Here is a 25,853-nt window from a genome sequence, read left to right as displayed (position 1 = left end):
CCGCCCAGTTTTGGGGTATTTAAAAACAACCCCATATCTACCGCGCCGCGGCTGGCCCGTTGGTGGGCCATGGCCCACCAACGGTCCAGCCGCACTCGCTCTCAGATGTAGGTGAAGGCGACGCCGTTGCTGGTACCACCCCCGGTCGTGGCGGTGATCTGTACTGTTCCGGCTGCCTCTGCCGGGGCCACGGCGGTGATCTGGATTGCGGAATCAACCGTGAACGAGGTCGCCGGTGTCCCACCGAAACTCACGGCCGTGGTACCGGTCAGGTCCGTCCCGGCGAGCACGACCGTCGTCCCGCCGGTGATCGGTCCTACGTTCGGCACCGCCGTGATCAGGGTAGGAACCGTGACATAGGTGAAGGAGACACCGTCGACCGTTCCTCCTGCGGTGGTGACGGTGACGAGCACGGTCCCCGCCGATCCGGCAGGGGTCACTGCCGTGATCTGGGTGGCGGAGTCGACCGTGAACGAGGTCGCCGGTGTGCCACCGAAACTCACCGCCGTCGCGCCGGTCAGGTCCGTCCCGGCGAGCACGACCGTCGTCCCGCCGGTGATCGGTCCTACGTTCGGCACCGCCGTGATCAGAGTAGGAACCGCGACGTAGGTGTAGGCGACACCGTTGCTGGTTCCGCCGGCGGTGGTGGCGGTGACCAGCACGGTTCCCGCCGTCCCGGGCGGGACAACCGCTGTGATCTGAGTCGCGGAGTCGACAGCGAACGAGGCCGGCACACCTCCGAAACTGACCCCGGTGGCTCCTGCCAGGCCCGTTCCGGTCAGGGTGACGGTGGATCCGCCGGTCACCGGCCCGACGTTGGGCACCACCGTCGTCAGTATCGGCACTGCTGCGTAGGTGAAGGAGACACCGTCGACCGTTCCTCCTGCGGTGGTGACGGTGACGAGCACGGTCCCCGCCGATCCGGCAGGGGTCACTGCCGTGATCTGGGTGGCGGAGTCGACCGTGAACGAGGTCGCCGGTGTACCACCGAAATCCACTGCGGTGGCGCCGGTGAGGGCTGTGCCGGTGAGCACGACGGTCGTCCCACCTGCGACCGGCCCTGAACTGGGAACGATGGCGGTCAGGGCCGGCGCGGCGATATAGGTGTAGGAGACGCCGTTGCTCGTACCGCCCGCGGTCGTGACGGTCACCAGGACCGCCCCGGCTGCCTCCGCCGGGGCGACCACGGTGATCTGGGTAGCGGAATCGACCGTGAACGAAGTCGCCGGTGTCCCACCGAAACTCACCGCCGTCGCACCGGTCAGGTTCGTCCCGGTGAGCACGACCGTCGTCCCGCCCGCCACCGGTCCCACGGTCGGCACCACAGTGGTCAACGTGGGTACCGCGACATAGATGTAGGAAACGTCGTTGCTTGTACCGCCGACGGTGGTGACGGTGACCTGTACCGTCCCGGCCGAACCCGCGGGGGTCACTGCCGTGATCTGGGTAGCGGAGTCCACGGTGAACGAGGTCGCTGGTGTCCCACCGAAACTCACCGCCGTCGCACCGGTCAGAGCGGTGCCGGTTAGCACAACCGTGGTTCCGCCGGCCACCGAACCGGCATTCGGTACCACCGTGGTCAGCGTGGGTACCGCGACGTAGGTGTAGGCGACACCGTTGCTGGTTCCGCCCGCGGTGGTGACGGTGACCTGCACCGTCCCGACCGCGTGGGCGGGGGCGACCGCGGTGATCTGGGTAGCGGAATCAACGGTGAACGAAGTCGCCGGTGTCCCACCGAAACTCACCGAGGTAGCGCCGGTCAGGTTCGTCCCGGTGAGCACGACCGTCGTTCCGCCGGCCACCGGTCCCATGGTCGGTACCACCGTGGTCAGCGTGGGTACCGCGACGTAGGTGTAGGCGACACCGTTACTGGTTCCGCCCGCGGTGGTGACGGTGACCTGTACCGTCCCGGCCGAACCTGCGGGGGCGACGGCGGTGATCTGGGTGGCGGAATCAACGGTGAACGAGGTCGCCGGTGTGCCACCGAAACTCACCGAGGTCGCGCCGGTCAGGTTCGTCCCGGTGAGCACGACTGTGGTTCCGCCCGTCACCGAACCGGCACTCGGTACCACCGTGGTCAGCGTGGGTACCGCGACGTAGGTGTAGGAGACGCCGTTGCTGGTTCCGCCCGCGGTGGTGACGGTGACCTGCACCGTCCCGGCCGAACCCGCGGGGGCGACGGCGGTGATCTGGGTGGCGGAATCAACGGTGAACGAAGTCGCCGGTGTCCCATCGAAACTCACCGCCGTCGCGCCGGTCAGGTTCGTCCCGGTCAGCACGACCGTCGTCCCGCCGGCCACCGAACCGGCACTCGGTACCACCGTGGTCAGCGTGGGTACCGCGACGTAGGTGTAGGCGACACCGTTACTGGTTCCGCCCGCGGTGGTGACGGTGACCTGCACCGTCCCGACCGCGTGGGCGGGGGCGACCGCGGTGATCTGGGTGGCGGAGTTGACGGTGAACGAGGTCGCTGGTGTGCCACCGAAACTCACCGAGGTCGCGCCGGTCAGGTTCGTCCCGGTGAGCACGACTGTGGTTCCGCCCGTCACCGAACCGAGGTTCGGTATCACCGTGGTCAGTGTGGGTACCGCGACGTAGGTGTAGGAGACGCCGTTGCTGGTTCCGCCCGCGGTGGTGACGGTGACCTGCACCGTCCCGACCGCGTGGGCGGGGGCGACCGCGGTGATCTGGGTAGCGGAATCAACGGTGAACGAAGTCGCCGGTGTGCCACCGAAACTCACCGCCGTCGCACCGGTCAGGTTCGTCCCGGTCAGCACGACCGTCGTTCCGCCCGTTACCGAACCGGCACTCGGTACCACCGTGGTCAGCGTGGGTACCGCGACGTAGGTGTAGGCGACACCGTTACTGGTTCCGCCCGCGGTGGTGACGGTGACCTGCACCGTCCCGACCGCGTGGGCGGGGGCGACCGCGGTGATCTGGGTAGCGGAATCAACGGTGAACGAGGTCGCCGGTGTCCCACCGAAACTCACCGCCGTCGCACCGGTCAGAGCGGTGCCGGTCAGCACAACCGTCGTCCCGCCCGTCACCGAACCGGCACTCGGCACCACCGTGGTCAACGTCGGTACCGCGACGTAGGTGTAGGCGACACCGTTACTGGTTCCGCCCGCGGTCGTGACGGTGACCTGCACCGTCCCCGCCGAACCCGCCGGGGCGACGGCGGTGATCTGGGTGGCGGAGTTGACGGTGAACGAGGTCGCCGGTGTCCCACCGAAACTCACCGCCGTCGCGCCGATCAGGTTCGTCCCGGTGAGCACGACGGTGGTTCCGCCCGTCACCGAACCGAGGTTCGGTACCACCGTGGTCAGCGTGGGTACCGCGACATAGGTGTAGGCGACACCGTTACTGGTACCGCCCGCGGTCGTGACGGTGACCTGCACCGTCCCGACCGCGTGGGCGGGGGCGACCGCGGTGATCTGGGTAGCGGAGTTGACGGTGAACGAGGTCGCTGGTGTCCCACCGAAACTCACCGAGGTCGCGCCGGTCAGGTTCGTCCCGGTGAGCACGACGGTGGTTCCGCCCGTCACCGATCCTGAAACGGGGGCGATACTGGTCAGGGTCGGCACCGCGGCATAGGTGTAGGAGACACCGTTACTGGCTCCGCCCGACCCGGTGACAGTCACCTGCACCGTCCCGGCCGTATGGGCGGGGGCGATGGCGGTGATCTGGGTGGCGGAGTTCACGGTGAATATCGTTGCGGTCGAACCGAATCGGACGGTCAACAGGCCGATGAACCCGGTACCCGTGATCGTCACGTTGTTCCCGCCCGCAGTCGGTCCGGCGGTCGGGGAGATGGAGGTGATGGTCGGAACCACGACGTAGACGTAGACAACCGGATTGCTTGTGCCGCCCGGTCCGGTGACGGTGACAGACACGATCCCGGTGCCCGCGGGGGTGACGGCGGTGATCTGGGTATTGGAGTTGACGGTGAACGAGGTCGCCGGTGCCCCACCGAAACTCACCGAAGTAACGCCGGTGAGACCCGACCCCGTGAGTGTCACTGTCGTCCCGCCCGCGGTCGTTCCTTGGCTGGGACTGATGCTGATCAACGCGGGCACCGCGAGATAGGTGTAGGACACCCCGTTGCTGGTGCCCGCCGAAGTGGTGACGGTGACCTGCACGGTACCGACCGAGCCGGCGGGGGCGATCGCGGTGATCTGCGTCGGAGAATCCAGGGTGAAAGTCGTTGCGGTAGTGCCGAACCGCACAGTGGTCGGCCCGGTGAACCCGGTACCGGTGATCGTGACGCTGGTTCCCCCTGTCACGGGCCCGGACGTCGGAGAGAGAGACGTGATGGTAGGCATGATGGTCGCCTCCTTAATACTTGTGGCAATTCCTCCGTTGGAACCGAGTATGGTTTGCCCGAGTTCCCATGGCGGCCCGCTACTTCCAGTATCAACACACCGCCGACCGACCTGAAGAGTTCGCTTTAATTCGTTATCGGATTCGCACACCGGTTGGTATCTCAAGGATTCCGGTCGGTATTCAACCACCACCCGTTCCTACGCCCGAGCGCCTCACTATGATGGTTCGGTACGGCATTCCGCATGACAGTGACTCGATCACGCAGCCAATTCGGAGATATCTGTGACCTTCCGTGCCTGGGCACTCTCAATTCGTGCCACCGGAACGGTATTCGGAACGCTTCAGCACAGAAACTCAGTACTATGCGGGGCTGGTGATCTGATCGTGGAGCGTGGCGGGGATCCAGTTGCGGTTATCCCGTTGGCCGGTCCCGATAACGGGACCATCCGGTTTTTGAGTCCGGGTTGTTTCCGATCCAGTTTCATGTGATTGGGCAGGCCACGGGGTGATAGGCGTGGCCGCAGCGGGCTGCGTACTCGGCCGAGGTCAGGCAGCCCCGCGCCGAGTGGCGGTGCCGCAGATCATTTTCGGTCTTGAAGTCGCCGATGACCGCTCGGGCTTCGAGCAGGCTCGTCCGGTGACTACGGTTGAGGCATCGCGCAGCCGCCGGTCGAACGATTCGATATAGCCGTTGTTCCACGGCCTTCCCGGTCGAATGGAGGAGATTCCGACTCGGTCGCCGCAGCACTGTTGCAGCGCTTGGGAAATCGATGTCCATGCGCAGCCAGCGTGACTTTCGTGTCACTTGTCCAACTGCCGCCAATTGCAGCGGATACGAACACGCGACTGTCCCCCCACCGGCCGTGATTTGGGGGGCGAAGGTGCTCGGGGGTAGTGACTGGTAAGGGCTCGTATTCAAGTGGTCTGAATTGGTCTGGTGGATGAGCGCGAAAACCGCTGAGAGCAACGGGCGCCGCAACTTGCCGCGCCCGTCCATCCTGTCTAGGGTGCCCGTTCAGAAGAAGTAGCTGCCGGATTGCCCCGCAGCTGCATTAGGGCGTCGAACGGAGTCGATGCCCGCCGTGTGTCCACGAGCGCCGGCGTTGGCGGGTCCGGAACCACCGCACCGAGCTTGGCGGGGTCCCGGTCGTAACCGGACGAAAAACAACGACAATGGCTTGACCAGCTGAGATGGCGCAACCCTCGTTTGTCCTGCGGTGCACCGTGATTGGTGCTCGGCTTGGCTGCCGATGAGGTTGGTCGGCATGCTGGAGGTCGGGTTTCGTGGCGATGCAGGTGTTCGCGGCCGAGGAGTTGGCGCGGCTGCGTGAGTTCCCGGATATCAGCCGTGAGGAGTTGTTCCGGCACTTCACTCTCACTCCGGCTGACATCGCCTTTCTGACACCTGGGCGCAGGCGCGGCCCGGCGGAGCGGCTGGGTTTGTCGGTGGCGTTGTGCGCGCTGCCGCGGAGCTTCGGGCGCATGGGGACGCCCCCGTGCCGGCCTCACCACTACACGGGCGTGTGCGACGGCGACGATCTCACCCAACGCCATGATCATCACCGGGGAATACCGCACATATCGAATAGCGGCACTCCACCGAGGGAGCATCTCACCGGGCACCTGAACCAGATCCTGGCCGGGACCCGGTCCTGACACCAGTCTTAAGTAGCCGCGTACCGCGCTGACCGAACCAGCCAGGTCTCACGGAGGCCGGATACCGAGTTCGAGCCGCATCGGTGGCGGCACTGGTCGTCGATGTCGATGCGCCCGAGCCCGTGAGGTCCAGATCCGCGAACTGCATCGCGCGTAGATCACCAGCGGCACCCCGCAGGTGATCGAGCTGCGGTAGCCCGCACCAAGGTGATTCGGCTGCCCGGCTCGTCCGGGATCGTGCGGCTCTTCACGGTGCCGGACGAATCCACGGGCCGGCCGGATCAGGCGATCGCACAGCCGACGGCGGCGGCCGCTGCGGAGAACTGATCGGTGGTGTGCGAGGTGTTGACGCTCAGCGTCGCCGCGGTCCCGTGCGGCGTGGCGATGGCCAGGGTGCTGAATCCGGGGATACCGCCGGCATGCCCCCAGACGTCCTTCATGTCCTTGCCGTCCTGTCCACAGGGCAGGCGCAGCCGGATCAGGCCGAGCCCGTAATTCATTTCTCCGGACTGCTCCATCGCGACGGTCTGCTGCATCTGCGTGAGTTGTGCTGCGGGAAGCAGCTTTCCGGCGACCAGGGCAAGGAAGAACCGGTTCAGATCGGCGCCGGTGGAGATGAGGGCGCCGGCGGCGCCCGCCCACGCTGCCTCGGTGTCGGTGGCATCGACCCAGTTGACGTCGACCTTGCGATAGCCCAGCGGATGCGGATCCCGGATGGTGGTGTCGCCGGCCGCGGGGAAGTAGGTGTCGCGCAGCGCGAGGGGTTCGAGGATGCGACTGCCGATCTCGACGGCGAGGGTTCGCCCGGTGAGCTTCTCGATCATCATGCCCAGCAGCACGTAATTGGTGTTCGTGTACTCGAACCGCGCCCCCGGCTCGAACTGTGGTGGCATGCTCATCGCGATCCCCACCAGATCCGCCGGTGCGAGATCCCGATACGCCTTGCCGTCACTGGTCTGATCGAGCTGCTGCGGCAACTTGTTCGAGGGATCCTCGGGCGCGAAGTCCGCCAGTCCGCTCATGTGCTGCAGCAGCTGCCGCACACTGATGCGGTCGCCGTCATTGCCGTTGCCCCGCACCACGCCCGGTAGATAGCGTGAGATCGGCGCATCGAGGTCAACCTTGTTCTCGGCGGCGAGCTGCAACACCACTGTGGCCACGAAAGTCTTGGTGACACTGCCGATCCGGAAATGTGCGCCCTCCGCGTAGGGCACTCCGGTGGCCACGTCTCCCGCCCCCGCGGTCACGACCTGCCGCCCGCCGGGACCTTCGAGAACCACCTGTGCCCCGGGCATCCCGGAACGCACCGCCGCTGTCACCGCATCGGACACCTGCTCGACCGCCGGCGACCGACCCACGGTTTCCCCCGCCCCACTCCCGCATCCGGCCACCACCACCGCCGCGACCACCAAGCCACACCGGAACCCATTCGCACCCATGCGTCCACTCTAAGGACGACCCTTCTCCCACCCATCCGGTAAAACCCGGAATCCTGTACTCGGGGTGTGAGGTCCAGATCCGCGAAAAGTCACGCCAAGCCCCCGGGGCCGTCTTGCGGCTGGTGACTCGTTCCTCAACGACCGGTGCCGCCCTGGGATCTTCGATGAACTCTGTTGTGGCACATGGGTATAGCGGAGCCGATCCTCATCGTTGAGCGATGGGCACGCCGAGCGGGGACTGGTAACGACCCGTATTCAACCGGTCTGTATTCCCCTGATCGCCTCTCTTGGTCGCGACCGGTTTTCCTGGCGGGGTCCGCCGCTGGCGAAACCCCGTGGCCCCGAATGTCGTCCGGCGGCGATGATGGCGGGCATGAGCCTGATGGAGTACTGGCCCTTGGCCGGATTGCGGGTGCGGACACCGCGTCTGGAACTGAGAATGCCTGGTTTGGAGGACCTGGGCGCGCTTGCTGGGCTGGCCGTAGCGGGAGTGCATGATCCGGCGGTGCAGCCGTTCACTGCGGAGTGGACCGATGCGGAACCGGACGAACGTGCGCAGCGGGTACTGCGGTGGCACTGGCGATGCTGGGCCGACTGGCAGGTCGATACGTGGGCACTGAATCTCGTCGTGCTCCGAGAGGGGGAGTTGGTTGGAACCCAAACGATCAGTGCGAAGGACTTCGCGGTCTGCTGCGAGGTGAACACCGGATCCTGGCTCGGCCGAACCCATCACGGGCAAGGCATTGGAACCGAGATGCGAGCCGCGGTGCTGGAGTTGGCCTTCGCTCATCTCGGGGCCGAGTCGGCGGTATCGGGCGCGTTCGTGGACAACCTGGGCTCACACGGAGTCTCACGCAAACTCGGATACGAGCCCGACGGGCTCGAGGTGCATGCAGTGCGGGGAAAACCGGCGGTGATACGCCGGTTGCGGCTGACCCGTGAAAGATGGGAAGCGCATCGGAGCATGCCGGTGGAAGTGACCGGGCTAGCGGAGTGCCTGCCGCTATTCGGAGCCCGAATCAAACCGTGACGGCGACGAGCAAACCACTTTGACCTGCCGGTTCGGTGTCAGAACTGGCAAGGACCCGTATTCAACTCATCGGTAGTCCTCGCCTCGCTGGGATTGACTGGGCGGGTATCGGGGCTGCGGCGGATGCGACGCGAGCATCTGCTGGCGGTGCTGGTCGCGACCGTGTTCACGCTGCGGGCCCGCGCCGCCGATGACGTGCTCGAGTTGTTCGACCAGGTGATGGTCAACGACCACTCGCCGCTGCCGAGCCATTCTCAGGGCATTGCAGCCGATTTCGCGCCGTCGCCGCGCGGGAAGCGAGGAGCCCTGCCCGGTACTCCTGTGCCCCGCCGCCCTGACCGATCTGCCGAATTTCGCTCAGGGCGGCGGATAACGACGAGCTACGAGCCGCTGGATCCGCTGCCGCTGGACGGGAATCCGCTTCCGCTCGAGGTGGATCCACCGGACGGGGCTTTCCAGCCGGTGGGCAGATCGCCGATCCGAACGCGCTGCGGATGGTCGCCCACCGGAATGGAGACGATCTTGGATCCGGTGGCGAAGTCGATGGCTGTCACCTGGTCGGCGGCGCTTTCGGAGATGACGCACGCCTTGCCGTCACCGCTGACGGTGGCCCAGTAGGGCTTGGACGCCGGGACGAGCTGCCCCGGGCTCAGGTCGGTGAGATCGACGATCGTGGCGTAATCGTCCATGGTGCCGGCGATGCACAGTCGTTTGCCGGTGGGGTCCATGGACATTCCGTGGTGCCGTGAATCATTGACCCAGGTGCGCCGATCCGGGTTGGTGGCGGGGTTTTTGGGCAGTTCCTTGGCGCGCAGGATGCGATCGGAGGCCACGTCGTATTCGAGGAATCCATTGAAGAACGACACCTGGAAGTACAGCTTGCTCTCGTCGGGACTGAAGGCCACCGGGCGCACCGCGTCCGAAAGATCGTTGCGGCCGAACGCGTTCAGGCGATCACGCATATCGATGACCCTGATCGGCTGATAGGTGGCGGCATCGACAATGGTGATCTTCCGATCGCCCTTGCTGGAATCCTGTTCCGGGGAGTCCTGATCGGAGTTCACCTCACCGATCGCCATGTTCCACAGGTTTCCGTCCGAGGTGAAGACGTTCTCGTGTGGTTTGTCGCCGGTGCCGAACCGGCCGAGCTCGGCCCCGGTCCGAATATTGAGCACGTGCACGGTATTGCTGGTCGAGGCGGACACCGCGACCCGGTTGCCGTCCGGTGATACCGCCATATGGTCGGCCCGGAACCCGGAGACGGGAAACCGCCACTTCACCTTGCCGGTCGCGGTGTCGATCGAGGCCACGTCGGCGAAACTCGGCCGCGACACGACGATCGCGGACCCGTCCGGGGTGGTGTACATATCGTCGATGTACTGGTCGTGGCCTTCGCCGACGGTCTGACGAATGCCGAGGAAGAAGGCGAGTCGCACCGGATTGAGGTAGATCTCCCGGAGACGGTCGTCCTTGTCCGGAATCAGGTTGATCCGGCCGATCTTGGCGAAATCGCCGGTCGAGCCGATGACGTCGGCGACCCCTTCCCAATTGTTTCCGACCAGCATCACCTCCCGCAGCCCCGGCTCCGCGACCGCCTGACCGGCCCCGAAAGCGGACGTGCCGACGAGCATGGCCGCGGCCGCCGCCGATGCGGTACCGTGCCACACCCTTGCGAGTCGACGGGCTGGGCGTGAGACATGCATGAGTTCCTCCGAGCAAGCAATTGAAATGAATAAGTTTCAAATTGGTTACCGGATCGTAGGTACTGGCCGACCGAACCACAAGGTGGTGCCCGGGCCGGACGCTGTGTTCCGTGCTGGGCGGAAGAGATTGAAGCGCTTGGCAATCCGGGACCGAGTGACAGCGATCCGGGGTTGCCGGGGTTCTGGTAGCATCCGCCGAAAGTCGGGCGGATATCAGCGCGGTCACCATAGGTTCTGGTCAGCGGAACGAATTTGAGTGGCCATCGCGTCGCCTCGCTGTGCACCGGAAGTGCGGTGCCTTACCGGCCTCACGCCTGTCCGATTCTTCAAAGACGCCACGCTCACCGCCGCCTAGCCTCCGGTTCATGAGTATCGACCTGGAAGCTGCCCGACAGTTCATCGAATCCGACGCCCGTGTCCTGGAACGCCACCGGCTCGCCGTCCTTCTCGACAACGGGCCTGTCGAGCCCGTGCTGACCGCGCTCGCGGCGTATCAGAACCGTGACGGTGGGTTCGGCCATGCCCTCGAGCCCGACGTGCGGTGCCCCGGCAGCCAACCGGCCGCGGCAGTGGTGGCCCTCGACGTCCTCGCCGACATCAACGCCACCCGCGCCCCCATGGTGACCGAGATCGCCGACTGGATCGCCACCATCGCCCACCACGACGGCGGTATCCCCACCGTGCTGCCCTCGGCAGACGGCCACCCCCGCACACCCTGGATGACACCGAGCCCGGAAGCGGGCTTCCTCACCTACGCCCTCGCGGCCGGATTGTGGCGACTCGGCGCACAGCATTCGTGGCTCGACACCGCGACGACCTGGTGCTGGAACCAGATCGAGGCGATCGACGAACCGGTCGGCTACACCGTCAAATTCGCCTTGCAGTTTCTCGACGCAGTCCCCGACCCCACCCGCGCCGCCGCGGCCATCGAGCTGCTACGTCCGGCGATCCGCGAGGACGGCACGGTGCCCGTCGAAGGCGGAATCGAGAACGAGCACATCAAACCTCTCGACCTTTCGCCCCGACCCGACACACCGAGCCGGGCCCTGTTCGACAACTCCACGATGACCGCCGAACTGCAGCGACTCGAACACGAACAACTCGATGACGGCGGCTGGGACTTCGACTTCCTGCACTACTTTTCCGGCCAGACCGTGGAATGGCGCGGCCTGACCACCCTGGCCGCCATCCGAACCCTGCGCGAGCACCGACGGATCTGACCCGCACGGAAAAAGCTGATTCGACATCTGCAACATCGATGACCACGACGCCCGAGGACGTCGTCAGCCGTTGCTTTCCGAACGTCCACCGGGCACGCCTGCTCGGTCCTGACTATCGAAGCCGATGCCGCCCGACTGTCGAGTTCGGTAGGGCGGGAAGTACATCGGTGGGTGCATCCAGCGCGAGGTACAGGCGGGTGCAAAAGGCGTCGATGCTGTCGTAGCGAGTGAGAACCTCTTCGAGTAGCCGGTGACCGGCTGTCGCTTCGATCGTGTAGCTCACTTCTGTCCCCTCTCGGAAGTGCTGCCGCGGGTCTGGACTGGCGTTGTCCGGCATTCTGCACGCTGTCCTCGCCCACGGGGCAGCTTCTCCGCAGCTATCTATGACTTTTTGTGCCGATAGCACTCTCGATTCGTGTCAGCAGGCGAGGAATCGACCTGCTCGGATCTCGGCGGCCAGTACCGTCCGACGAAGGGCGGGATGGTCGGGACACATGGTGGCCGCTCGGGTTCGGTTACTCCGCCGCGACCGTTTCGCCTCGCCCGCCGGGTGGATCGCTCAGACTCCCGATCCACCCGGCCCCGCCCCGCCATCACCGGTGAAAGACCGGCACGGGAGTTCGCCTGCCCGGGTTTGTTCGCCGACCGGCATCCGGCGCGAGCCAGTCCGGGTAGAGATTCACCAAGAGGTTGCCGAGTCTCGGGCTTCTGGCACGAAAGGTCATACCGCTCAGCACTGTTGCGCCGTCTTTCCCATCTACAGTGGTCGTTGTCTCCGGGTGCTGGGGGTTCGCCCGGAGATGATGGGTAGGTGTCTCGACTCTGCCGGTCCCAAGCGCACATCCCAGCGTTCGGCGATCGAGACCCCTACTCCCGGCCCAGATTCCTCGCGTGCAGGCGACACCACTCGGCGCACTCCCCTTTTTGGTGCGAATCGGGGACCTGGCCGCCGATCGGATTCCTGCACCGGAACCGGGCGGTCGATCGTTCTCGAACGCAAGCATGGTCTCGGTGAACCAAGAAAGGAGGCGGCTTCGGTGTCGATCCCCGTCGGTGTCGATGCGGTGTGGTGGACACGCCTTGCTGTGACACCGCCTGGACGGTGGCGCCGTCTAGGCTTGCCAAGCGGTATCCCTTCGTGTGGGTTTGCCCCATGTGTTGTCGAGTTGCCCATCGTCGCGAACCGGAAGGCTCCAGGCATGCGACGTTCGTTCACTGGCGCCGTGGTCGCTATGGTCGCGGCGAATCTGGCCGGGGTGGGTTTGTGGGCCGGTGGCGCCGGTCTCGGTCGCGCTCAGCCGCCCGGCGCGGATGCCTCCGGTGGGGGAGTCCATGTGACGGCGTCGGTCGACAGCATCGAGGCGAGCCCGCCCGGTGACCGGACACCGAACGTCCTCATGACGTTCTCGCATGCCGCGCAGATATCCGGCGCTTACTCGGTCAGCGTGGACGGCGGCCCGATCACCTCGGGTGAGGCGGTCGCGGGCTTCATCCTCGGCTGCGGGATCAGTGTGGACGGCGGCTTCGACGCCGATCTCGGTGCCTATCAACAGCTGGGCGCGAGTATTCCCGGTCAGGTCATCAGTCCCGCTGTCATCGGGAATCTGGGTGTGGCCGAAGGCGTGTTCGCGAACTTGGGACCCGGCCAGGTCACTGTCGCGAGAACGGAGACGGCCCGCCTGGGTGCCACCACGACGTTCCCGCTTCACATCGCGTTCAACAATGCCGCGCTCAATATCGCCCAATGCGCCTCGCCGGTGGCGGCCGTCCCGTTCGTCACCACCACGGTGAGCACCGCTGAGAGGCTGGTGCAGACCACCGCCTACGGTGACCAGTTCACCTTCTGAAGCGGTGGCCCGGTCGGAGTTGTAATCCTTGCGCGCCGCAACCCTTGAACCCGAAGCGCTCGAAGCCGGGATCGTCAGCGTTCGGCCGAGGATCGTTTTGCCGAACCAGGTTGCCTAGCCGGAAGCGCCTGTGCCCCAACCATATCCAGTGCCGCTCGTCGATTTTCGAAGTCCCCCTTTCTGATTTCGAAGGATTCGGCGAGTGCGGATGCTTCGATGGTGTGTGCTGCTCAGTCGGTGATGTGGTCGAAGTCGATGAGCAGGTGTTGGGGGCCGCGGAAGATTTGGCTTCGCCGGTAGGGTGGCGGGTCGGCGAGCAGGCGGGGTGTGGCGACACGGCGTAGGAAGGTTTCCAGCGCCAGGTTGACTTCCAGTCGTGCGAGCGGACCGCCGAGGCAGGTGTGGATGCCGCTGCCCCAGCCGAAGTGTTCGTTGTCGGGGCGGTGAAGGTCGAAGCGGTTCGGGTTGGCGAAGCGGTGCGGGTCGCGGTTGGCGGCGGCGTAGACCAGGTGTACCGCGGCCCCTTCCGGGATGACGGTGCCGGCGATGTCGATATCGGCGGTGGCGCTGCGGCTGGGGAAGAACTGCACCGCCGCCTGCAGCCGCTGAACCTCCTCGATCGCGCGCGGGAGCAACTCCGGTCGGCTGCGGACCTGGTCGTAGGACCCGGGGTTGCGCAGCAGCGTCATCACACAGTTGGCGATGGTGTTGACCGTCGAGTCATGACCGGCGACCAACAGCAGCACAGCATTGGACAACACCTGTTCGGCCGGCATCGGACCATCGGGGCCGTCGTCGTGAATCAGTTTGGACAGCAATCCCGGCCCGGGCTCGCGTTGGAGTTGCTCGATCAAGCCGGCCAGATAGCGCATGAGTGCGTCACGGCTTGCACGGGACGCCTCGGCGCGTGCCCTACCCTGCTCGGTGCCCGCGTCCGGGCCCAGATCCATGCCGGCCAACATGTCGTGGATCCAGGCATGGAACCGGGGTTCGTCGGCGAGCGGGACACCGAGGATCTTGCAGACCACCATCACCGGCACCGGGTAGGCGTAATCGTCGACCACGTCCATCCCGGTTTTGCCGCCGGCCTTGATGCGGTCGAGCAGCTGGTTGCACAACCGCGCGATGTCGGGCTCCATGCCGGGGATGACATCAGGTGAATGCGGTGGGCCGAAGTGGCGCATGACCTGTCGGCGCGCCCGATCGTGCTCGGGGGGATCGGAGACGATGATGCTCGGCCGGCGACCATAGGCCTGCATGTCCTCGGCGCCGGGCTCAGAGCTCGTGCCCGCGGCCAGGGCAGCGCCCACCGGGCTGCGGCTGATATCGGAGCTGATGCGGGGGTCGTGCGCCAGCGTCAGCAGTTCCTGGTAGCCGGTCACCACATACAGGTTGTCGGCCACTCGCGCGACGGGGGTCTGGCGCAGTTGGTCGAAGAACGGATACGGGTCGGCGCGATGTTCGTACTTCATCGCCTCTGCCCAGGCGCTCGCTGCAGTCATGCTGGCTCCCTTGGTCAGTGGAACTCGGCGGTCCGTGAGGTGGGGTCGTGACCGGTCAGCACCACGTCGGGAATCTCGGTCGGCACCCGCGGGTCGGGAAAGCGGGCAGGCATCGGTGCCGGATCGGGCGCTCGGTCATAGCCCGGCGGCGGTGGAGGGAACGGCGCGGAGCGCTCGATCATCGCCGCGTAGTACGGAAGCCACTTGCCATGATTGAACGTCACCGCCCCGACGATGCGGCCGCGGCGGCCGTAAGCCGCGGCGAAGCGATAGTCCTCGGGAGACCCCTGGGTGAACACGATCTCATCGCCGAACGAGCACACCCCCACACCCTTGATATTGACCCCGAATTGGCCCGACCAGAACGACGGCAGCGGCAGATGCGGTCGCCGCTCGGTCTCCAGACTGATCATGTTGTTCGCGGCGACCTGCGCCCCGAACACGGCGTTGTCCCAGTGTTCCATCGAGATGAACTGATACTCGTACAGCACGTGTGGCTGGCGCGCGACATCCCCGGCCACGAAAATGTTGTCGGTCACCACCCCGTTGACGTCGAACGCGCGACAGCCCGCATCGCAACCGACTCCCCAGAAACCGGCGGCCAGCCCGGCACCCGCCAGCCACTCGACGTTGCGGATCGACCCCAACGACGCCACCACTACATCGACATCGAGCGTGGTCCCATCCGAGAGCCGGGCGCGGCGTACATGCCCGCCGGCATCGCCGTCGAGGGATTCCACCGACACGCCGGTGCGCAGGTCGACTCCCGCGCCGCGCTGCATCCGGGCGGCGATGTCGCCGATCACCCCGCCCAGCGGCCCGACCAGCGGCCCGCCTCCGCGCTCGGCGACGGTCACCGGCAACCGTAGCTCGCGGCACACCGACGCCATCTCCGAGCCGACAAACCCCGAGCCGACGACGAGAACCCGCTTCGGGCTCGAATGCAGTGCCGCCTGTAGCCGGGCCGCGTCATCGCAGGTGCGTACCGTGAACACCCCCCGCAGGGCGGCCTCGGCCGGGTTGAACCACGGCCGTGCCCGAACGCCGGTGGCGATGAGCAGCCGGTCGTAGGGCACCGCGTCTCCGGTGGCCAGCAAAACCTGTTTGTTCACCCGGTCCAAACCGGTCGCGGCCACACCAAGCCGCCACTGCGCGTCGATGTCCCGCATGCGGGGAAGCTTGGTGTGATCGGCGCGAACCCAGCCCTTGAGGACCTGCTTGGACAACGGCGGGCGGTCATACGGCTCGTGCGCCTCGTCACCGATGAGGGTCAGCGGGCCACAGAAGCCCTTGTCCCGCAACGCCTCCGCGGCACGAAGCCCCGCAAGCGACGCCCCCACGATCACGATCCGACCCTCAGCGCGAAACATCCTGACCAGGTCCGCGGCCAGCGACGCGGTGCTCATGCCGCAGGCTCCGGCCCGTCGGGCGTAAAGGTCTCCACGACGATCGCCTGCACCGGGCACGCCGCCGCCGCCCGCAACACGCGCTGACGCTGCGCGTCATCAGGGTTGGGGTCATACGCCAGTGCCTCCTCACCCAGCATTTCGAGCACATCCGGTGCCAGCGGAACGCACTGCGCGTACCCCTGACACCGATTCAGATCAACCACGATGCGCATACCGTCAGCTCCTCATCCGAACCATGTCCCGATGTGGTCACAACCTGCTGAACCCGCTGCGGGCCGGAGACGCGCGTACGCCCGCAAAGGTCGGACGTGAACTCCCAGAAGACGATCACGCCCCGAAGTACCAGTGCCGGGCGGGCGCCTCACAGAGGATTCGTAGCACCCGATACCGACGGTCCAGTCATGCGCCGGCCGACAACCGACGCCATCTTCAGTCTCCCCCCGCAAGGCACGGACACCGCCGCCGGATCCCGGTATCCCGGTTCACTCCGGGAAGAGCCGAGATCCGAGCACGGCGTGTGCCTCCCGAAAGGTGCGGACTGCGGCAATGCTGACACCATCACCGGCCGAGCCACGGGCACGCCGCTGCTCGCAGCGCCTTCGGCGACGTGGCCGTGACGGGAGGAGGCGTTCGGGTTCGTCAGGCGATCGTTTCCGAACAGCTTGACCAACCGCAGGTGGCGGCACGCAATGACATTCCTGTGGCATAGATGGTCGGTGACCGGTAGCTCTACTCGTTGTGTGAACGGCGGTAGCGTCGTTCGCCAGGGGGAGTCCGGTAACGACTTCGCCAGCGGGTGGCCACGATCGGGGCCCAGGGGTTATGCCGGCCGGGTTGTTGGTGTGTGCTGAGATGTCGGCGCAGCACGCGACCCGGGTGTCCGACCCGATACGAGGGTCACGCCCCTCGTGCACTGACGGACGCTGGGGCGAGGCCCTTGTCCATCCCGAGCCGGGATGTGGCCATGGCGACTGAGACCAGAAGAGCTTCGACCGCACGCCGCTGGCGGGCGGTGCGCGACTGCGTGCGCAGGCTGCTCACTGCGCCGGACGACATCAGCCGCTGGAACTCCGATCGCGCGGGACGTCCGGTTCCCGACCGGCGCATACGCCGCAAAAGGGGCTAGCGATATCCCTCTTTCGCGCAACGTGTTTGGCGGAGTCGAGGCATGGGAAGCCTGTCGGCGGGCATTCGATCACGAGACCGAACGCGCCAGGCCTGTCTGCGGGGTCTGGAGCGTTGTTCGTGCTCGGATGGTCTTGGACCGCCCTGCCCGGGCGGCCTCCCGGCTCCGGCTGCAACCGGCTCCGGTGCTGTACACGGCAGTCCCCATCGGTGGGTGCGACACCCACATCACCAGAAGCCCTGCGCCCGCCGATGGCACAGCATCACCTCTTCATCACCTCTTCGCGGCCGTCCTCGACTTTCCCGGCCGCGTCCGCATCATCGGCGAGAAAGGGACCGCATGCCAGAGGCCGTGGACAGTGCGAGCGCGGTGCAGCTGCTGAGACAGATCCTGGACCGCTACGGCAGCCTGGAAGCGTTCTTGAGCCAGCTGTACCGCGAACTCGACCAACCCACCGAGGAGATCCCGCGCCTGAACCTCGACCTGCCGGCGTGGATGGAGCCGCTCACCGCAACCACGCCCGGCCGTGGTGAAGGTTCGGGCCGGCATGCTTGGCGTTCACGCTGACAACGCCGGCCTCCTCGCAGATGTCGAACTCAGCTGCCAGGCAGCCTTTTCGGTGAACCTTGACCATGGGGCGCCTCCGCACGCCATCGGCCAACGCCGTGGGATTCGGGGCCGGCGCGTACGCGGAATCCGCCAGATGTTTTGAAACGGAATGATCAACTCTTCGGCGGCGGGTCGGGAGGTTCGGCCCCGCGCTCGATCGAAGGGGACCGCCGGCGTGGCCAGGGCGCGGTCCGCGAACTCGCTGCGCGGTCGGACTGCCAGGATCCCGGTGCGCGGACCCGGGCCACCGCGGCACCGTCCATGACTGCCTGCTCGCTTCACTCCCGATTCATTGCGAACGACTCTAATTAGCCCCCGAGCGTTTGCCGCGGTACGACATCGCATGTGGTTCCTCATTCCCCAGTGCGGTCAGGGCCTCGGGAGAGCCTGGACGGCATCGACCGGTGGAGGGAAGGGGGAGCGGAGTGCGTGGAAAAGGAGCAGACTGGACAAGCAGAAAGGTCATCATGCGAGCGATACAGGGCCTGCTCAATGTGGTGTTGGGGATCGTGACGGCCGTGCTCGGCACGGTAGTCGGGTTGCTCGCGACCGTGGTGTGGATTCTCGGTGCGGTGTTGTGCGCGACGATCCTCCTGATCCCGCTGGGACTTCCGGTCATCAAGCTCGCCAACCGTCTGTTCGGTGCTGCTCGGCAGCTGATGCATATCCCATGACGCATCCCTTCCCTCGCAGACACGCGGTCTGACACAGCGATCGGGTGAGACGAGTTCGCCAGCCAATCGGGCCCTGATCCGTTGCCGGGCGTGGCGAATTCGGGGGTGCGCGAGGACACTGAAAACGTAGCGCCGAATTCGTCTCCAGGAGCAATGTGATGGCAACCGACAGGCCTTTCGGGATCGATCCGGAAGAATTCGAGCGCGCGTTACGAGAGATGGGGATCGAATTCCGAGACCTCCTCGGAAAGGCCGGCGAGTACATCGATCGCGCAAGTGTGAGTTCGCTGGCGTCGCTACTCGGTCAGTTCGGTCAGCCGGAGGGTCCGCGGCCGGCGAAGCCGGAAGGCGAGACCACCGGCGAGACCGGCAGTGGGGTGTGGGTCATCTACAGCATCGACGACGTCGGTGAGGCCAGGGTGGAGCAGGTTTTTCCGAGTGAGCTCGAGGCCTTGCGTGCGCATCGCGACAATACCGATGAACGCCGCCGCGTGCGGTTCCTGCCCTACGGCGTCCCTGCAACTGCGTTGGACACACCCTGATGCACGTGGTGGCCTCGCTGATCTCACCACGCACCTGGGCGCCGACGTCGTGAGCCTGCTGGCCGCCGAGCATGAACCAGACCCTGGCCAGGACCCAGCGCTATCACCATTCTCTGAGCAGCTGAGTTGAGTGGGTTCAGGCACCGCCGCATACGTTGGGCGGCCTGGGACCGGAGCTGTCCGAGCCCGGTGTTCGATTCGTTTCGATTCCCCGCCAATCCGGAGTCACAGCAAACTTTCCGCGTACGCTTATGCGCTGGATCGATGGCGAACGAAGGCGTAGCTGTTCAGCGGTAACCAACCGGCATAGGAGACGGATATGGACCAGCAGCAGTTCATTGCCACCCGGCGGGAGTTCGACGAGATCGATACGGATCAGGACGGTTTCATCACCTTCGATGACGCGCTCGTGTGGGGTATGGCCCAGGACCCGGAGGTGCGGGACATCGTTGGGCGCCGCATCAACGAAGACAGCATCTGGGCGGAGGGGCAAATCTCCTTCGAGGAGTTCCTGAACTACAAGGACCTGACCAACCACTCATAGGCATGGCGAGCAGGGACATCGTGGTGACGGTGAGCGAGGGCGACTGGCTCACGCTCAACGATGCCGCCCAGCGCTTGTCGTCTCGTGGGGACCGGCATACCCCCGACACCGAGCTGTGGCTGTAGCGGTGGGGGATGTGTGTCGCGGCGTGGCGGGAGACCGATGCACAATCGCGCGCTTACGATGATCGGTGGTCATCTGGCAATGGCCACGGCCATAGTCCGATACCTGCTGGTTGAGATATGACACCCCGCCCGGTTCTGCCCTTCCGTCCGCAGGCCGGGCGGGGCCACATCCCGACGGCGCGACACCGCGGATTCAGGTGAGTTCACAGACCCGGTAGCGCTGTGGGTGATCTTTCCCTGATGCCAGCAAAGGTTCCGATTGATGACGCATTCCGGTCGGCGAGGTGTGACCGGCATTACTCTTATCGCAGGTCAGCGAAACAACCACCTCCCAGGTTCGCTGACCTGCCATGTGCGGCTCCCAATGGCCGCGATCCGCACCATGGTCCAGTGCCGCCAGGAGCTCTCCTGACGGCACTGTCGCACCACCACCCCGGGCCCGGCCAGGGTCACGCTCGGGCGGTGGGTTCGGCGGATCGACCGTTATTGCTTCACCGGTTCGATCGAGCGAGGAGCGCAGTACGCGAACTGGCCTGCCACGCCGGTTGCGTCCAATATCCGTGTGACGCAGTACGACCCGTCGATGCACATCTTGCAATGGCATCGGTCGGCGAAGTCTTGGGCCACGAGCAGGGCCCGAATCCCGGCCACGCCCAGGAACGTGACTTCTCTGAGATCGACGACCGTCGATCCGTCGACGCCGAGGCTGCCGATCAGCACCTGCTCAAACACGGGGGCGGTCACGGCGTCGATCTCGCCGCCGATGATGCACACGTGGGTGTGGTCAGCCAAGGTCGAGATCGTGATCGACAGCAGGCCAGGGTAAGGGAGGTGATTCATCACCATCACCTGGTTTCGGGGGCGCGAGGGCTGAACGCCTTCCGCGGTGAGCGCCCTGCACCACCGCGAGTGACCAGGCTGTTGTTTGAACCCTGCATGTAGCGTACCGCGCCACCAACACCGGACAACAACACCGGACAAACAGACAATTCAGCCGCGCGACTCTAGCCTGCGCGTCACCACGAAACATCAACGGGCCACGGGCATCCCGCTCGGCTGACCAACCCACCGGCAGTGCACGCTATTGCCGAGTTTCGTGGATCCTGCGGTCGTGGCGAACGTTCGGTGCAGGGCGCGCACCGACACAGCGCGCACGCGATAACCGTCGGAGTCAGATCCCGGCGGTTGATATCGGACTACATCTTGGTGTACCGGGCCATAGCGAAGCTGTAGAGGCCATAGGTGATGATGCCCAGGCCCGACACGATCAGGAGGGCCGCTCCGAAGGGTTGAGCTCCCACGGTTTTGAAGGCGCCGTCGAGTCCGGCGGCTTTGTCCGGCTCGGATCGGCTCACGGCGAGGATCACCAGCAACCCGACCGCGGCGATGGCCAGCCCTTTGGCGATGTATCCCACCGTGCCCAACCTTCGTACGAGGTCGCTGGTGGCGCCCTCGAGATCCTCGAGGAAGTTCTGGCTCACTCCTTTGTAGACGTGGTAGCCGCCGATCGCGATGATGATCAGCCCGCCCGCGATGAGGGCGACCGTGCCGGCAGTGGTTTGCATCATGCGGGCGGTGATCCCCGTGCTCTGGCCGCTGCTCGACTTGCCACTGCTGCGGGCGAATCCGAACGCGGTGAGAGCGAAGGCGAAATAGACCACCGCCAGCCCAGCCGCCTTGACGCGATCGAACGCCTCGGATTTCTTACTGTCGGCGGTGGGTTCGGATGAGCTGCCGAGTGCCGCTTCGGCGAGCCTCCACAGCGCCATCAGCCCGAATGCGACGACGCACACCCACAGGGCGATGACGCCGCCCGGCTTGGCAGCCAGTTCCGCCATGGCTCCGGATTGGTCGGCGGTGCCTGCTGGGCCGCCGAGGGCGATCCGGATGGCGATGTAGCCGATGATCAGGTGCACGATGCCGCTCACGACGAAGCCCGCGCGGGCGAATCGTTCGAAGACACCGTTCTGGGCCACCCGGCCCGCGACCGAGGACGAGGGGTCGGACGACGACGATCCGCCGGTCGACGTCGAGGACGGTTTGTTGTCGGGCATGGCGCTCGCCTCGTACTAGGTGGTCGTGAAAGCTCCGCTGGAGATGCGACGAGCGGTGTGCGGGGGTTGGGGGAGCGCGGTCCCAATGCCGACTGTCCAGCCAGGGCATCTCCGGGCACCCACCCGGTATCGGCCATCACAGAGAGCCCGGATGCGCTCGACAGCGGTGACGGCCACCGGATCAGAGTGCAAACGCGATCCAGAGGTCGGTAATCGCAAACCCATCCAGGGGTCAGTAATAGTGGCTTCGGCCGCCGACGGCGTGGCCTGCCGTCCCCAACAGCATTAACGCGACCCCGATGACGAGGACTACGATTCCGATGGTCCAGATGATCGGGATGCTGAATATGAACCCGACGAGAAGAAGGATGATTCCGAGAACGATCATGGTCGGCTACCTGGTTTCGCTGCTGTCGTGGAAGGGCCTTCGAAGCCCTCTGGTGCTGGTGCTGATATCGATCGAGTGCGCAATGCCAGCACGGGTCACTACGCCCACCTGATCCCGCTGTTCCGGTAGGCGCCTCGGGTTCAGAAGCGGCCATGATCACGGCCCCGCTTGTCGAAGTTTCCCGGCCTACCGGTTCAGCGGTCGCCTGGCGGATAACCCGGATTCGGACTGTTAAACAACGCAGCCAGTAGGGCGCCCCGCCAATAGCCCGAGCCATTCGACGACCAGGGCCAGAACAACTCCAGCACGGTAGGTCAATGCCTCACAGTCGGCTGTGGGGTGCCTGTCCGGATCTGCCTGCTGCTTCTCATCGAACGTCGAGTCCCGACTGTCGGCCCGGATCGACCTTGTCCGCGAGCTCCCAGTCCTTGTCGGTTCGTCAATCCGTCTCACGGCGTGGACCCGCCGGCTCGGGCAAGTTGCTCGGCCTGCGGCCGTCTCGACCCGTCTCCCTTCTGCCCGGCTCCTGACGGCCGCCGGCCCCCCACTTCACGCTGGCCGAACTCGATTGAAGCCATCGAGATCTCGGCCGATAAGGAAGAGATTGCTGGGTATACGCCAGGTAAGGCTATGTCGCAGCATGGCCTACCCCACTCATCGGGTCTCGACCGACCCAGGGCCGCGTCGGTGCAGCGGGAGTCGAGCAAGCAAGCAAGGAGTAAGCCATGAAAGGTGGCACAAGAATTGCGATAGGCGTGGGAATCGGCTACATCCTCGGCCGCACACGCAAGATGCGTTTCGCGTTGTCGCTGGCGGGTGCGGCTATGGCGAAGCGGTCTTCGGGATTGCCCGGGGAGCTGCTTGGGCGAGGAACTGAACTGCTCAAATCGACACCTGAGGTGGCGGAGCTCACCGACACGGTTCGCGGCGAGTTGGTAGGTGCGGTCCGGTCGGCCGCGGTGACCGCCGCAAGCAACCGTATCGACGCGCTCAACACCCGGCTACAGCAGGGCTCAGCCATCGTCTCGGATACAGACCGAGACCGTTCGCACGAAACGAATTCAGACGAAGACCAGGACGGCGACGATACCTCCCGAGACGCCGGGGAATCGTCCGCCGGCGAGGACGACGATCTCGAGGACCGCGAGTCCGGAACAGACCACGACGACGAGGAGCACAGGGAGCAGCCCGCGGCACGGGCGCGGTCCAGCAGCCCGAGAACCACCCGCGCGCGTAAGTCCGGCTCCCGGACCCCGGTTCGTAGGTCCGGATCTTCGGATCGTCAGCCTGCCTCGTCCACGCGACGCCGTAGTCGCGCCGATGCCGACGAAGCGCCCGTGCGCCGCACGAGGAGATGAGATCGATGCCGAAGACGTTGCACGACAAGACCAACGGAGTCGGCAAGCTCGCTGCCGACGCCGTCGGCAAAATTGCGGACACCGCAACCCATGCGGGGGACAAGGCCGGGAAAACCGTTCGATCGTCCACCCCGACGGGGTTGCTGCAACAGTCCGTGCAGAACCTTGCCGGAACCCTGACCGAACGCGCCGTAGCCGGGTTGTCGAACCGGGCATCGCGAACCGCGGGCCGGCTCACCGACTACGCAGAAGGTAACGGAGGCAATCTCCTGGCGGCGGTGACCGGCGTGGAGAAACTGGCCGGAGGCGCATCGCCGTTGCAAGCGGCGCTGAGCGGAGGCGTGAGCAAGCTCGGGCACACGGCCCGGGAGACGTTCGAGTCTGTCAAGGAGTCGCTGACCGGCGGCAAGGGCAAGGGCGGCACAACGAAGCTGAAGCTGACCAATATCGTCGAGCACATCGATGTCGGCGTGCCGATCGATTTGGCCTACGACCAGTGGACCCAGTTCGCGGACTTCCCCAAATTCACGAAGAAGCTCGAACAGGTCGAACAGGTCTCCGACGAGAAGCTCAGCTGGACCGGCAAAGTGTTCTGGTCCAGACGAACCTGGGAGTCCACGATCCTCGAGCAGGTGCCGTTCGAGCGGATCGTGTGGCGCTCCAAAGGTGCCAAGGGCTATATCGACGGTGCCGTCACCTTCCACGAGATCACCCCTGACCTCACCCGCATCCTCGTGGTGCTCGCCTACCACCCGGGGGGAGTGTTCGAGAAGACCGCCAATCTGTGGCGCGCGGCAGGCCGCCGGTGCCGGCTGGAACTCAAGCACTTCCAGCGCCATGTCATGACCGAGGCGGTGCTGCACAGTGACGACATCGTGGGCTGGCACGGCGAGATCCACGACAGCGAGGTCGTCGAAGACGATGAAACCGCACGGCGCAAGGAATCCGAAGAGGATCGCGCCGATGAAGAGGACGAAGAAACGGAAGAGGCCGAGGAAGACGAGGCCGACGAGCAGGACGAGGATCAGCGCGCCGCGGACGAAGAAGAACCAGAGCCGCCTCCCAATCGTTCGGCCGCCCGCCGCAAGAGTCCAGCGGCCCGCCGGTCGCATGAAAGTGAAGGAGCAAACCGATGACCATCGAACCCGCAGGAGGCGGCGGCGCAACCAGCACGTTGGCTCGACCGAACTCTTCCAGCCTGGCTGATGTCGTCGACACCATCCTCGACAAAGGCCTGGTCATCGATGCTTTCGCCCGTGTATCGCTGGTCGGCATCGAACTGGTGACCATCGACGCACGCGTCGTGGTGGCAAGCGTCGACACGTATCTGCGTTTCGCCGAAGCGGTCAACCGGCTCGAGATCTCGAGCAGCGAGCCCAAGGGCCTGACCGACATCGTCGGCGACGTCACCGAAGGCGCCGCCAAACACAAAACCCAAGGCGCACTCGATGCGGCCGGGCAGAAGGTCGCCGACTTCCTCGGCGATGTGCAACAGAAGCGTCAGACCGCGCGCAGGCCATCCGAACGTGAGGAGGAGTGATGGCTCCCGGATCAACCGCCGTATACGTCTACGGCATCGTGCCCGCCGACGTCGAGACCGAGCCACACGCCACCGGTGTCGGCGATCCGCCGAGTGAAGTCACGGTGGTGCGGCACGGCGCGATCGCCGCGCTGGTCAGCACGCTCGAGTCCGACCGGCCACTGGGTACACCCCAGGACCTCACCGCCCACGAGAAACTGCTGGACGGATCGGCCGCAGTCAGTCCGGTGCTGCCGTTGCGGTTCGGTGCGGTCATGACCGACACAGAGGCAGTGGAAAACGAACTGCTCGAGGCGAACGAGGACGAATTCCGCGCCGCCCTCGACGAACTCGAGGGCAGGGTCCAGTTCGTGATCAGAGGGCGCTACATCGAAGACGTGATCTTGCGGGAACTCCTCGACGAGAGCGCCGAGGCAGCTCAACTAAAAGACGAGATCCGTGACAAGCCCGAAGACGCCACCCGCGATGCGCGAATCGCGCTGGGCGAGTTGATCAATCATGCCATCGAGGCCAAGCGAGCCGAGGACACCGGAAAGGTCGTTTCCGAACTCGAGAAACTCGAAGCACTGGTCAACCAGCGCGAACCCAGCCACGAAGAGGACGCCGTCCACCTAGCGGTACTGGTCGAATCGACCCGGCGAAAAGAGCTGGAGGACATGGTGCGCCGACTCATCGCGGACTGGGACGGCCGGGCGGAGCTGAACTTGCTCGGACCGATGGCGGCCTACGACTTCGTCACGAAACGAGCCCCCGAGGGCTGAGAC

The 25,853-nt window shown here is 65.5% G+C and carries 24 protein-coding genes and 1 pseudogene; 14 read left to right on the top strand and 11 right to left on the bottom strand.

Annotated features, from left to right (window positions below):
• Window positions 1–101 precede the first annotated feature (101 nt).
• Window positions 102–4,322 (bottom strand): IPT/TIG domain-containing protein, encoded by a 4,221-nt coding sequence (locus ABZ412_RS08850; RefSeq protein ID WP_357278122.1) that lies wholly within the window; start codon window positions 4,320–4,322, stop codon window positions 102–104.
• Window positions 4,323–4,869: 547 nt separating this feature from the next.
• The gene (locus tag ABZ412_RS08845; protein ID WP_357278183.1) at window positions 4,870–5,049 is read right to left on the bottom strand and encodes an integrase core domain-containing protein; all 180 of its coding nucleotides are present in this window, start codon (window positions 5,047–5,049) and stop codon (window positions 4,870–4,872) included.
• A 558-nt stretch (window positions 5,050–5,607) separates the two neighbouring features.
• Here ABZ412_RS08845 and ABZ412_RS08840 point away from each other — a divergent pair.
• Window positions 5,608–5,790 (top strand): annotated as a pseudogene (locus tag ABZ412_RS08840) (DUF4158 domain-containing protein); the annotation flags it as partial.
• Between the two features lie 470 nt (window positions 5,791–6,260).
• On the opposite strand, the gene ABZ412_RS08835 reads toward ABZ412_RS08840, so the two are convergent.
• The gene (locus tag ABZ412_RS08835) at window positions 6,261–7,418 is read right to left on the bottom strand and encodes a serine hydrolase domain-containing protein (protein WP_357278120.1); all 1,158 of its coding nucleotides are present in this window, start codon (window positions 7,416–7,418) and stop codon (window positions 6,261–6,263) included.
• 373 nt (window positions 7,419–7,791) lie between these two features.
• On the opposite strand from ABZ412_RS08835, the gene ABZ412_RS08830 reads away from it, so the two are divergent.
• Window positions 7,792–8,448, top strand: coding sequence for a GNAT family protein (locus tag ABZ412_RS08830; RefSeq protein ID WP_357278117.1), 657 nt, complete (start codon window positions 7,792–7,794; stop codon window positions 8,446–8,448).
• A gap of 66 nt (window positions 8,449–8,514) precedes the next feature.
• On the opposite strand, the gene ABZ412_RS08825 is transcribed toward ABZ412_RS08830, so the two are convergent.
• On the bottom strand, window positions 8,515–8,682 hold the full coding sequence (locus tag ABZ412_RS08825; protein WP_357278115.1) for a hypothetical protein: 168 nt from the start codon (window positions 8,680–8,682) through the stop codon (window positions 8,515–8,517).
• Window positions 8,683–8,828: 146 nt separating this feature from the next.
• Window positions 8,829–10,115 (bottom strand): YncE family protein, encoded by a 1,287-nt coding sequence (locus ABZ412_RS08820; RefSeq protein WP_357278113.1) that lies wholly within the window; start codon window positions 10,113–10,115, stop codon window positions 8,829–8,831.
• Window positions 10,116–10,516: 401 nt separating this feature from the next.
• Here ABZ412_RS08820 and ABZ412_RS08815 point away from each other — a divergent pair, with 401 nt between their 5' ends.
• Together ABZ412_RS08815 and ABZ412_RS08810 are read left to right on the top strand one after the other, a co-directional pair.
• Window positions 10,517–11,371 (top strand): hypothetical protein, encoded by an 855-nt coding sequence (locus tag ABZ412_RS08815; RefSeq protein WP_357278110.1) that lies wholly within the window; start codon window positions 10,517–10,519, stop codon window positions 11,369–11,371.
• Window positions 11,372–12,603: 1,232 nt separating this feature from the next.
• Complete coding sequence (locus tag ABZ412_RS08810; protein ID WP_357278181.1) at window positions 12,604–13,218, top strand: MspA family porin; 615 nt, start codon at window positions 12,604–12,606, stop codon at window positions 13,216–13,218.
• Window positions 13,219–13,448: 230 nt separating this feature from the next.
• Here ABZ412_RS08810 and ABZ412_RS08805 read toward each other — a convergent pair whose 3' ends face one another.
• The 3 genes from ABZ412_RS08805 to ABZ412_RS08795 are packed head-to-tail and all read right to left on the bottom strand — an operon-like array spanning window position 13,449 to window position 16,341.
• A complete protein-coding gene (locus ABZ412_RS08805) occupies window positions 13,449–14,720 on the bottom strand; it encodes a cytochrome P450 (protein WP_357278108.1) in 1,272 nt (423 codons plus the stop codon).
• A 14-nt stretch (window positions 14,721–14,734) separates the two neighbouring features.
• The gene (locus ABZ412_RS08800) at window positions 14,735–16,126 is read right to left on the bottom strand and encodes an FAD-dependent oxidoreductase (RefSeq protein ID WP_357278106.1); all 1,392 of its coding nucleotides are present in this window, start codon (window positions 16,124–16,126) and stop codon (window positions 14,735–14,737) included.
• A complete protein-coding gene (locus ABZ412_RS08795) occupies window positions 16,123–16,341 on the bottom strand; it encodes a ferredoxin (protein ID WP_357278103.1) in 219 nt (72 codons plus the stop codon). Before ABZ412_RS08795 ends, ABZ412_RS08800 begins: the two co-directional genes overlap by 4 nt.
• Window positions 16,342–17,594: 1,253 nt before the next feature.
• Here ABZ412_RS08795 and ABZ412_RS08790 point away from each other — a divergent pair.
• The 5 genes from ABZ412_RS08790 (at window position 17,595) to ABZ412_RS08770 (ending at window position 19,749) form a co-directional block, all read left to right on the top strand.
• Window positions 17,595–17,822, top strand: a complete 228-nt coding sequence (locus tag ABZ412_RS08790) for a hypothetical protein (protein ID WP_357278101.1) — start codon at window positions 17,595–17,597, stop codon at window positions 17,820–17,822.
• Between the two features lie 509 nt (window positions 17,823–18,331).
• A complete protein-coding gene (locus ABZ412_RS08785; protein ID WP_357278098.1) occupies window positions 18,332–18,538 on the top strand; it encodes a hypothetical protein in 207 nt (68 codons plus the stop codon).
• Between the two features lie 158 nt (window positions 18,539–18,696).
• The gene (locus ABZ412_RS08780; protein WP_357278096.1) at window positions 18,697–19,080 is read left to right on the top strand and encodes a hypothetical protein; all 384 of its coding nucleotides are present in this window, start codon (window positions 18,697–18,699) and stop codon (window positions 19,078–19,080) included.
• A gap of 319 nt (window positions 19,081–19,399) precedes the next feature.
• Window positions 19,400–19,624 (top strand): hypothetical protein, encoded by a 225-nt coding sequence (locus ABZ412_RS08775; protein WP_357278093.1) that lies wholly within the window; start codon window positions 19,400–19,402, stop codon window positions 19,622–19,624.
• Window positions 19,625–19,626: 2 nt separating this feature from the next.
• The gene (locus ABZ412_RS08770; protein ID WP_357278091.1) at window positions 19,627–19,749 is read left to right on the top strand and encodes a hypothetical protein; all 123 of its coding nucleotides are present in this window, start codon (window positions 19,627–19,629) and stop codon (window positions 19,747–19,749) included.
• Window positions 19,750–20,232: 483 nt separating this feature from the next.
• Here ABZ412_RS08770 and ABZ412_RS08765 read toward each other — a convergent pair whose 3' ends face one another.
• Complete coding sequence (locus ABZ412_RS08765; protein ID WP_357278088.1) at window positions 20,233–20,589, bottom strand: STAS domain-containing protein; 357 nt, start codon at window positions 20,587–20,589, stop codon at window positions 20,233–20,235.
• 356 nt (window positions 20,590–20,945) lie between these two features.
• Window positions 20,946–21,677, bottom strand: a complete 732-nt coding sequence (locus ABZ412_RS08760; RefSeq protein WP_357278087.1) for a DUF1206 domain-containing protein — start codon at window positions 21,675–21,677, stop codon at window positions 20,946–20,948.
• Between ABZ412_RS08760 and ABZ412_RS08755 the strand changes: the two genes are divergently transcribed.
• Window positions 21,667–21,822 (top strand): hypothetical protein, encoded by a 156-nt coding sequence (locus ABZ412_RS08755; RefSeq protein ID WP_357278085.1) that lies wholly within the window; start codon window positions 21,667–21,669, stop codon window positions 21,820–21,822. The genes ABZ412_RS08760 and ABZ412_RS08755 overlap by 11 nt on opposite strands.
• 213 nt (window positions 21,823–22,035) lie before the next feature.
• On the opposite strand, the gene ABZ412_RS08750 is transcribed toward ABZ412_RS08755, so the two are convergent.
• A complete protein-coding gene (locus tag ABZ412_RS08750; protein WP_357278083.1) occupies window positions 22,036–22,191 on the bottom strand; it encodes a DUF6131 family protein in 156 nt (51 codons plus the stop codon).
• A 725-nt stretch (window positions 22,192–22,916) separates the two neighbouring features.
• On the opposite strand from ABZ412_RS08750, the gene ABZ412_RS08745 reads away from it, so the two are divergent.
• The 4 genes from ABZ412_RS08745 to ABZ412_RS08730 are packed head-to-tail and all read left to right on the top strand — an operon-like array spanning window position 22,917 to window position 25,850.
• The gene (locus ABZ412_RS08745) at window positions 22,917–23,549 is read left to right on the top strand and encodes a hypothetical protein (protein ID WP_357278080.1); all 633 of its coding nucleotides are present in this window, start codon (window positions 22,917–22,919) and stop codon (window positions 23,547–23,549) included.
• Window positions 23,550–23,554: 5 nt separating this feature from the next.
• Window positions 23,555–24,685: an SRPBCC family protein gene (locus ABZ412_RS08740; RefSeq protein WP_357278078.1), complete on the top strand. Its 1,131-nt coding sequence runs from the start codon at window positions 23,555–23,557 to the stop codon at window positions 24,683–24,685.
• A complete protein-coding gene (gene gvpJ, locus ABZ412_RS08735) occupies window positions 24,682–25,089 on the top strand; it encodes a gas vesicle protein GvpJ (protein WP_357278076.1) in 408 nt (135 codons plus the stop codon). Before ABZ412_RS08740 ends, gvpJ begins: the two co-directional genes overlap by 4 nt.
• Window positions 25,089–25,850 carry a GvpL/GvpF family gas vesicle protein gene (locus tag ABZ412_RS08730; protein ID WP_357278074.1) on the top strand — a complete coding sequence of 254 codons (762 nt, stop codon included), beginning with the start codon at window positions 25,089–25,091 and terminating at the stop codon, window positions 25,848–25,850. Before gvpJ ends, ABZ412_RS08730 begins: the two co-directional genes overlap by 1 nt.
• Window positions 25,851–25,853: the final 3 nt, after the last annotated feature.

It is taken from the genome of Nocardia sp. NPDC005746, assembly GCF_040630785.1.
Lineage (GTDB): Bacteria > Actinomycetota > Actinomycetes > Mycobacteriales > Mycobacteriaceae > Nocardia.
Note: the sequence above shows the minus strand (reverse complement) of the source record. Positions and strands in the feature narration are given on the sequence as shown.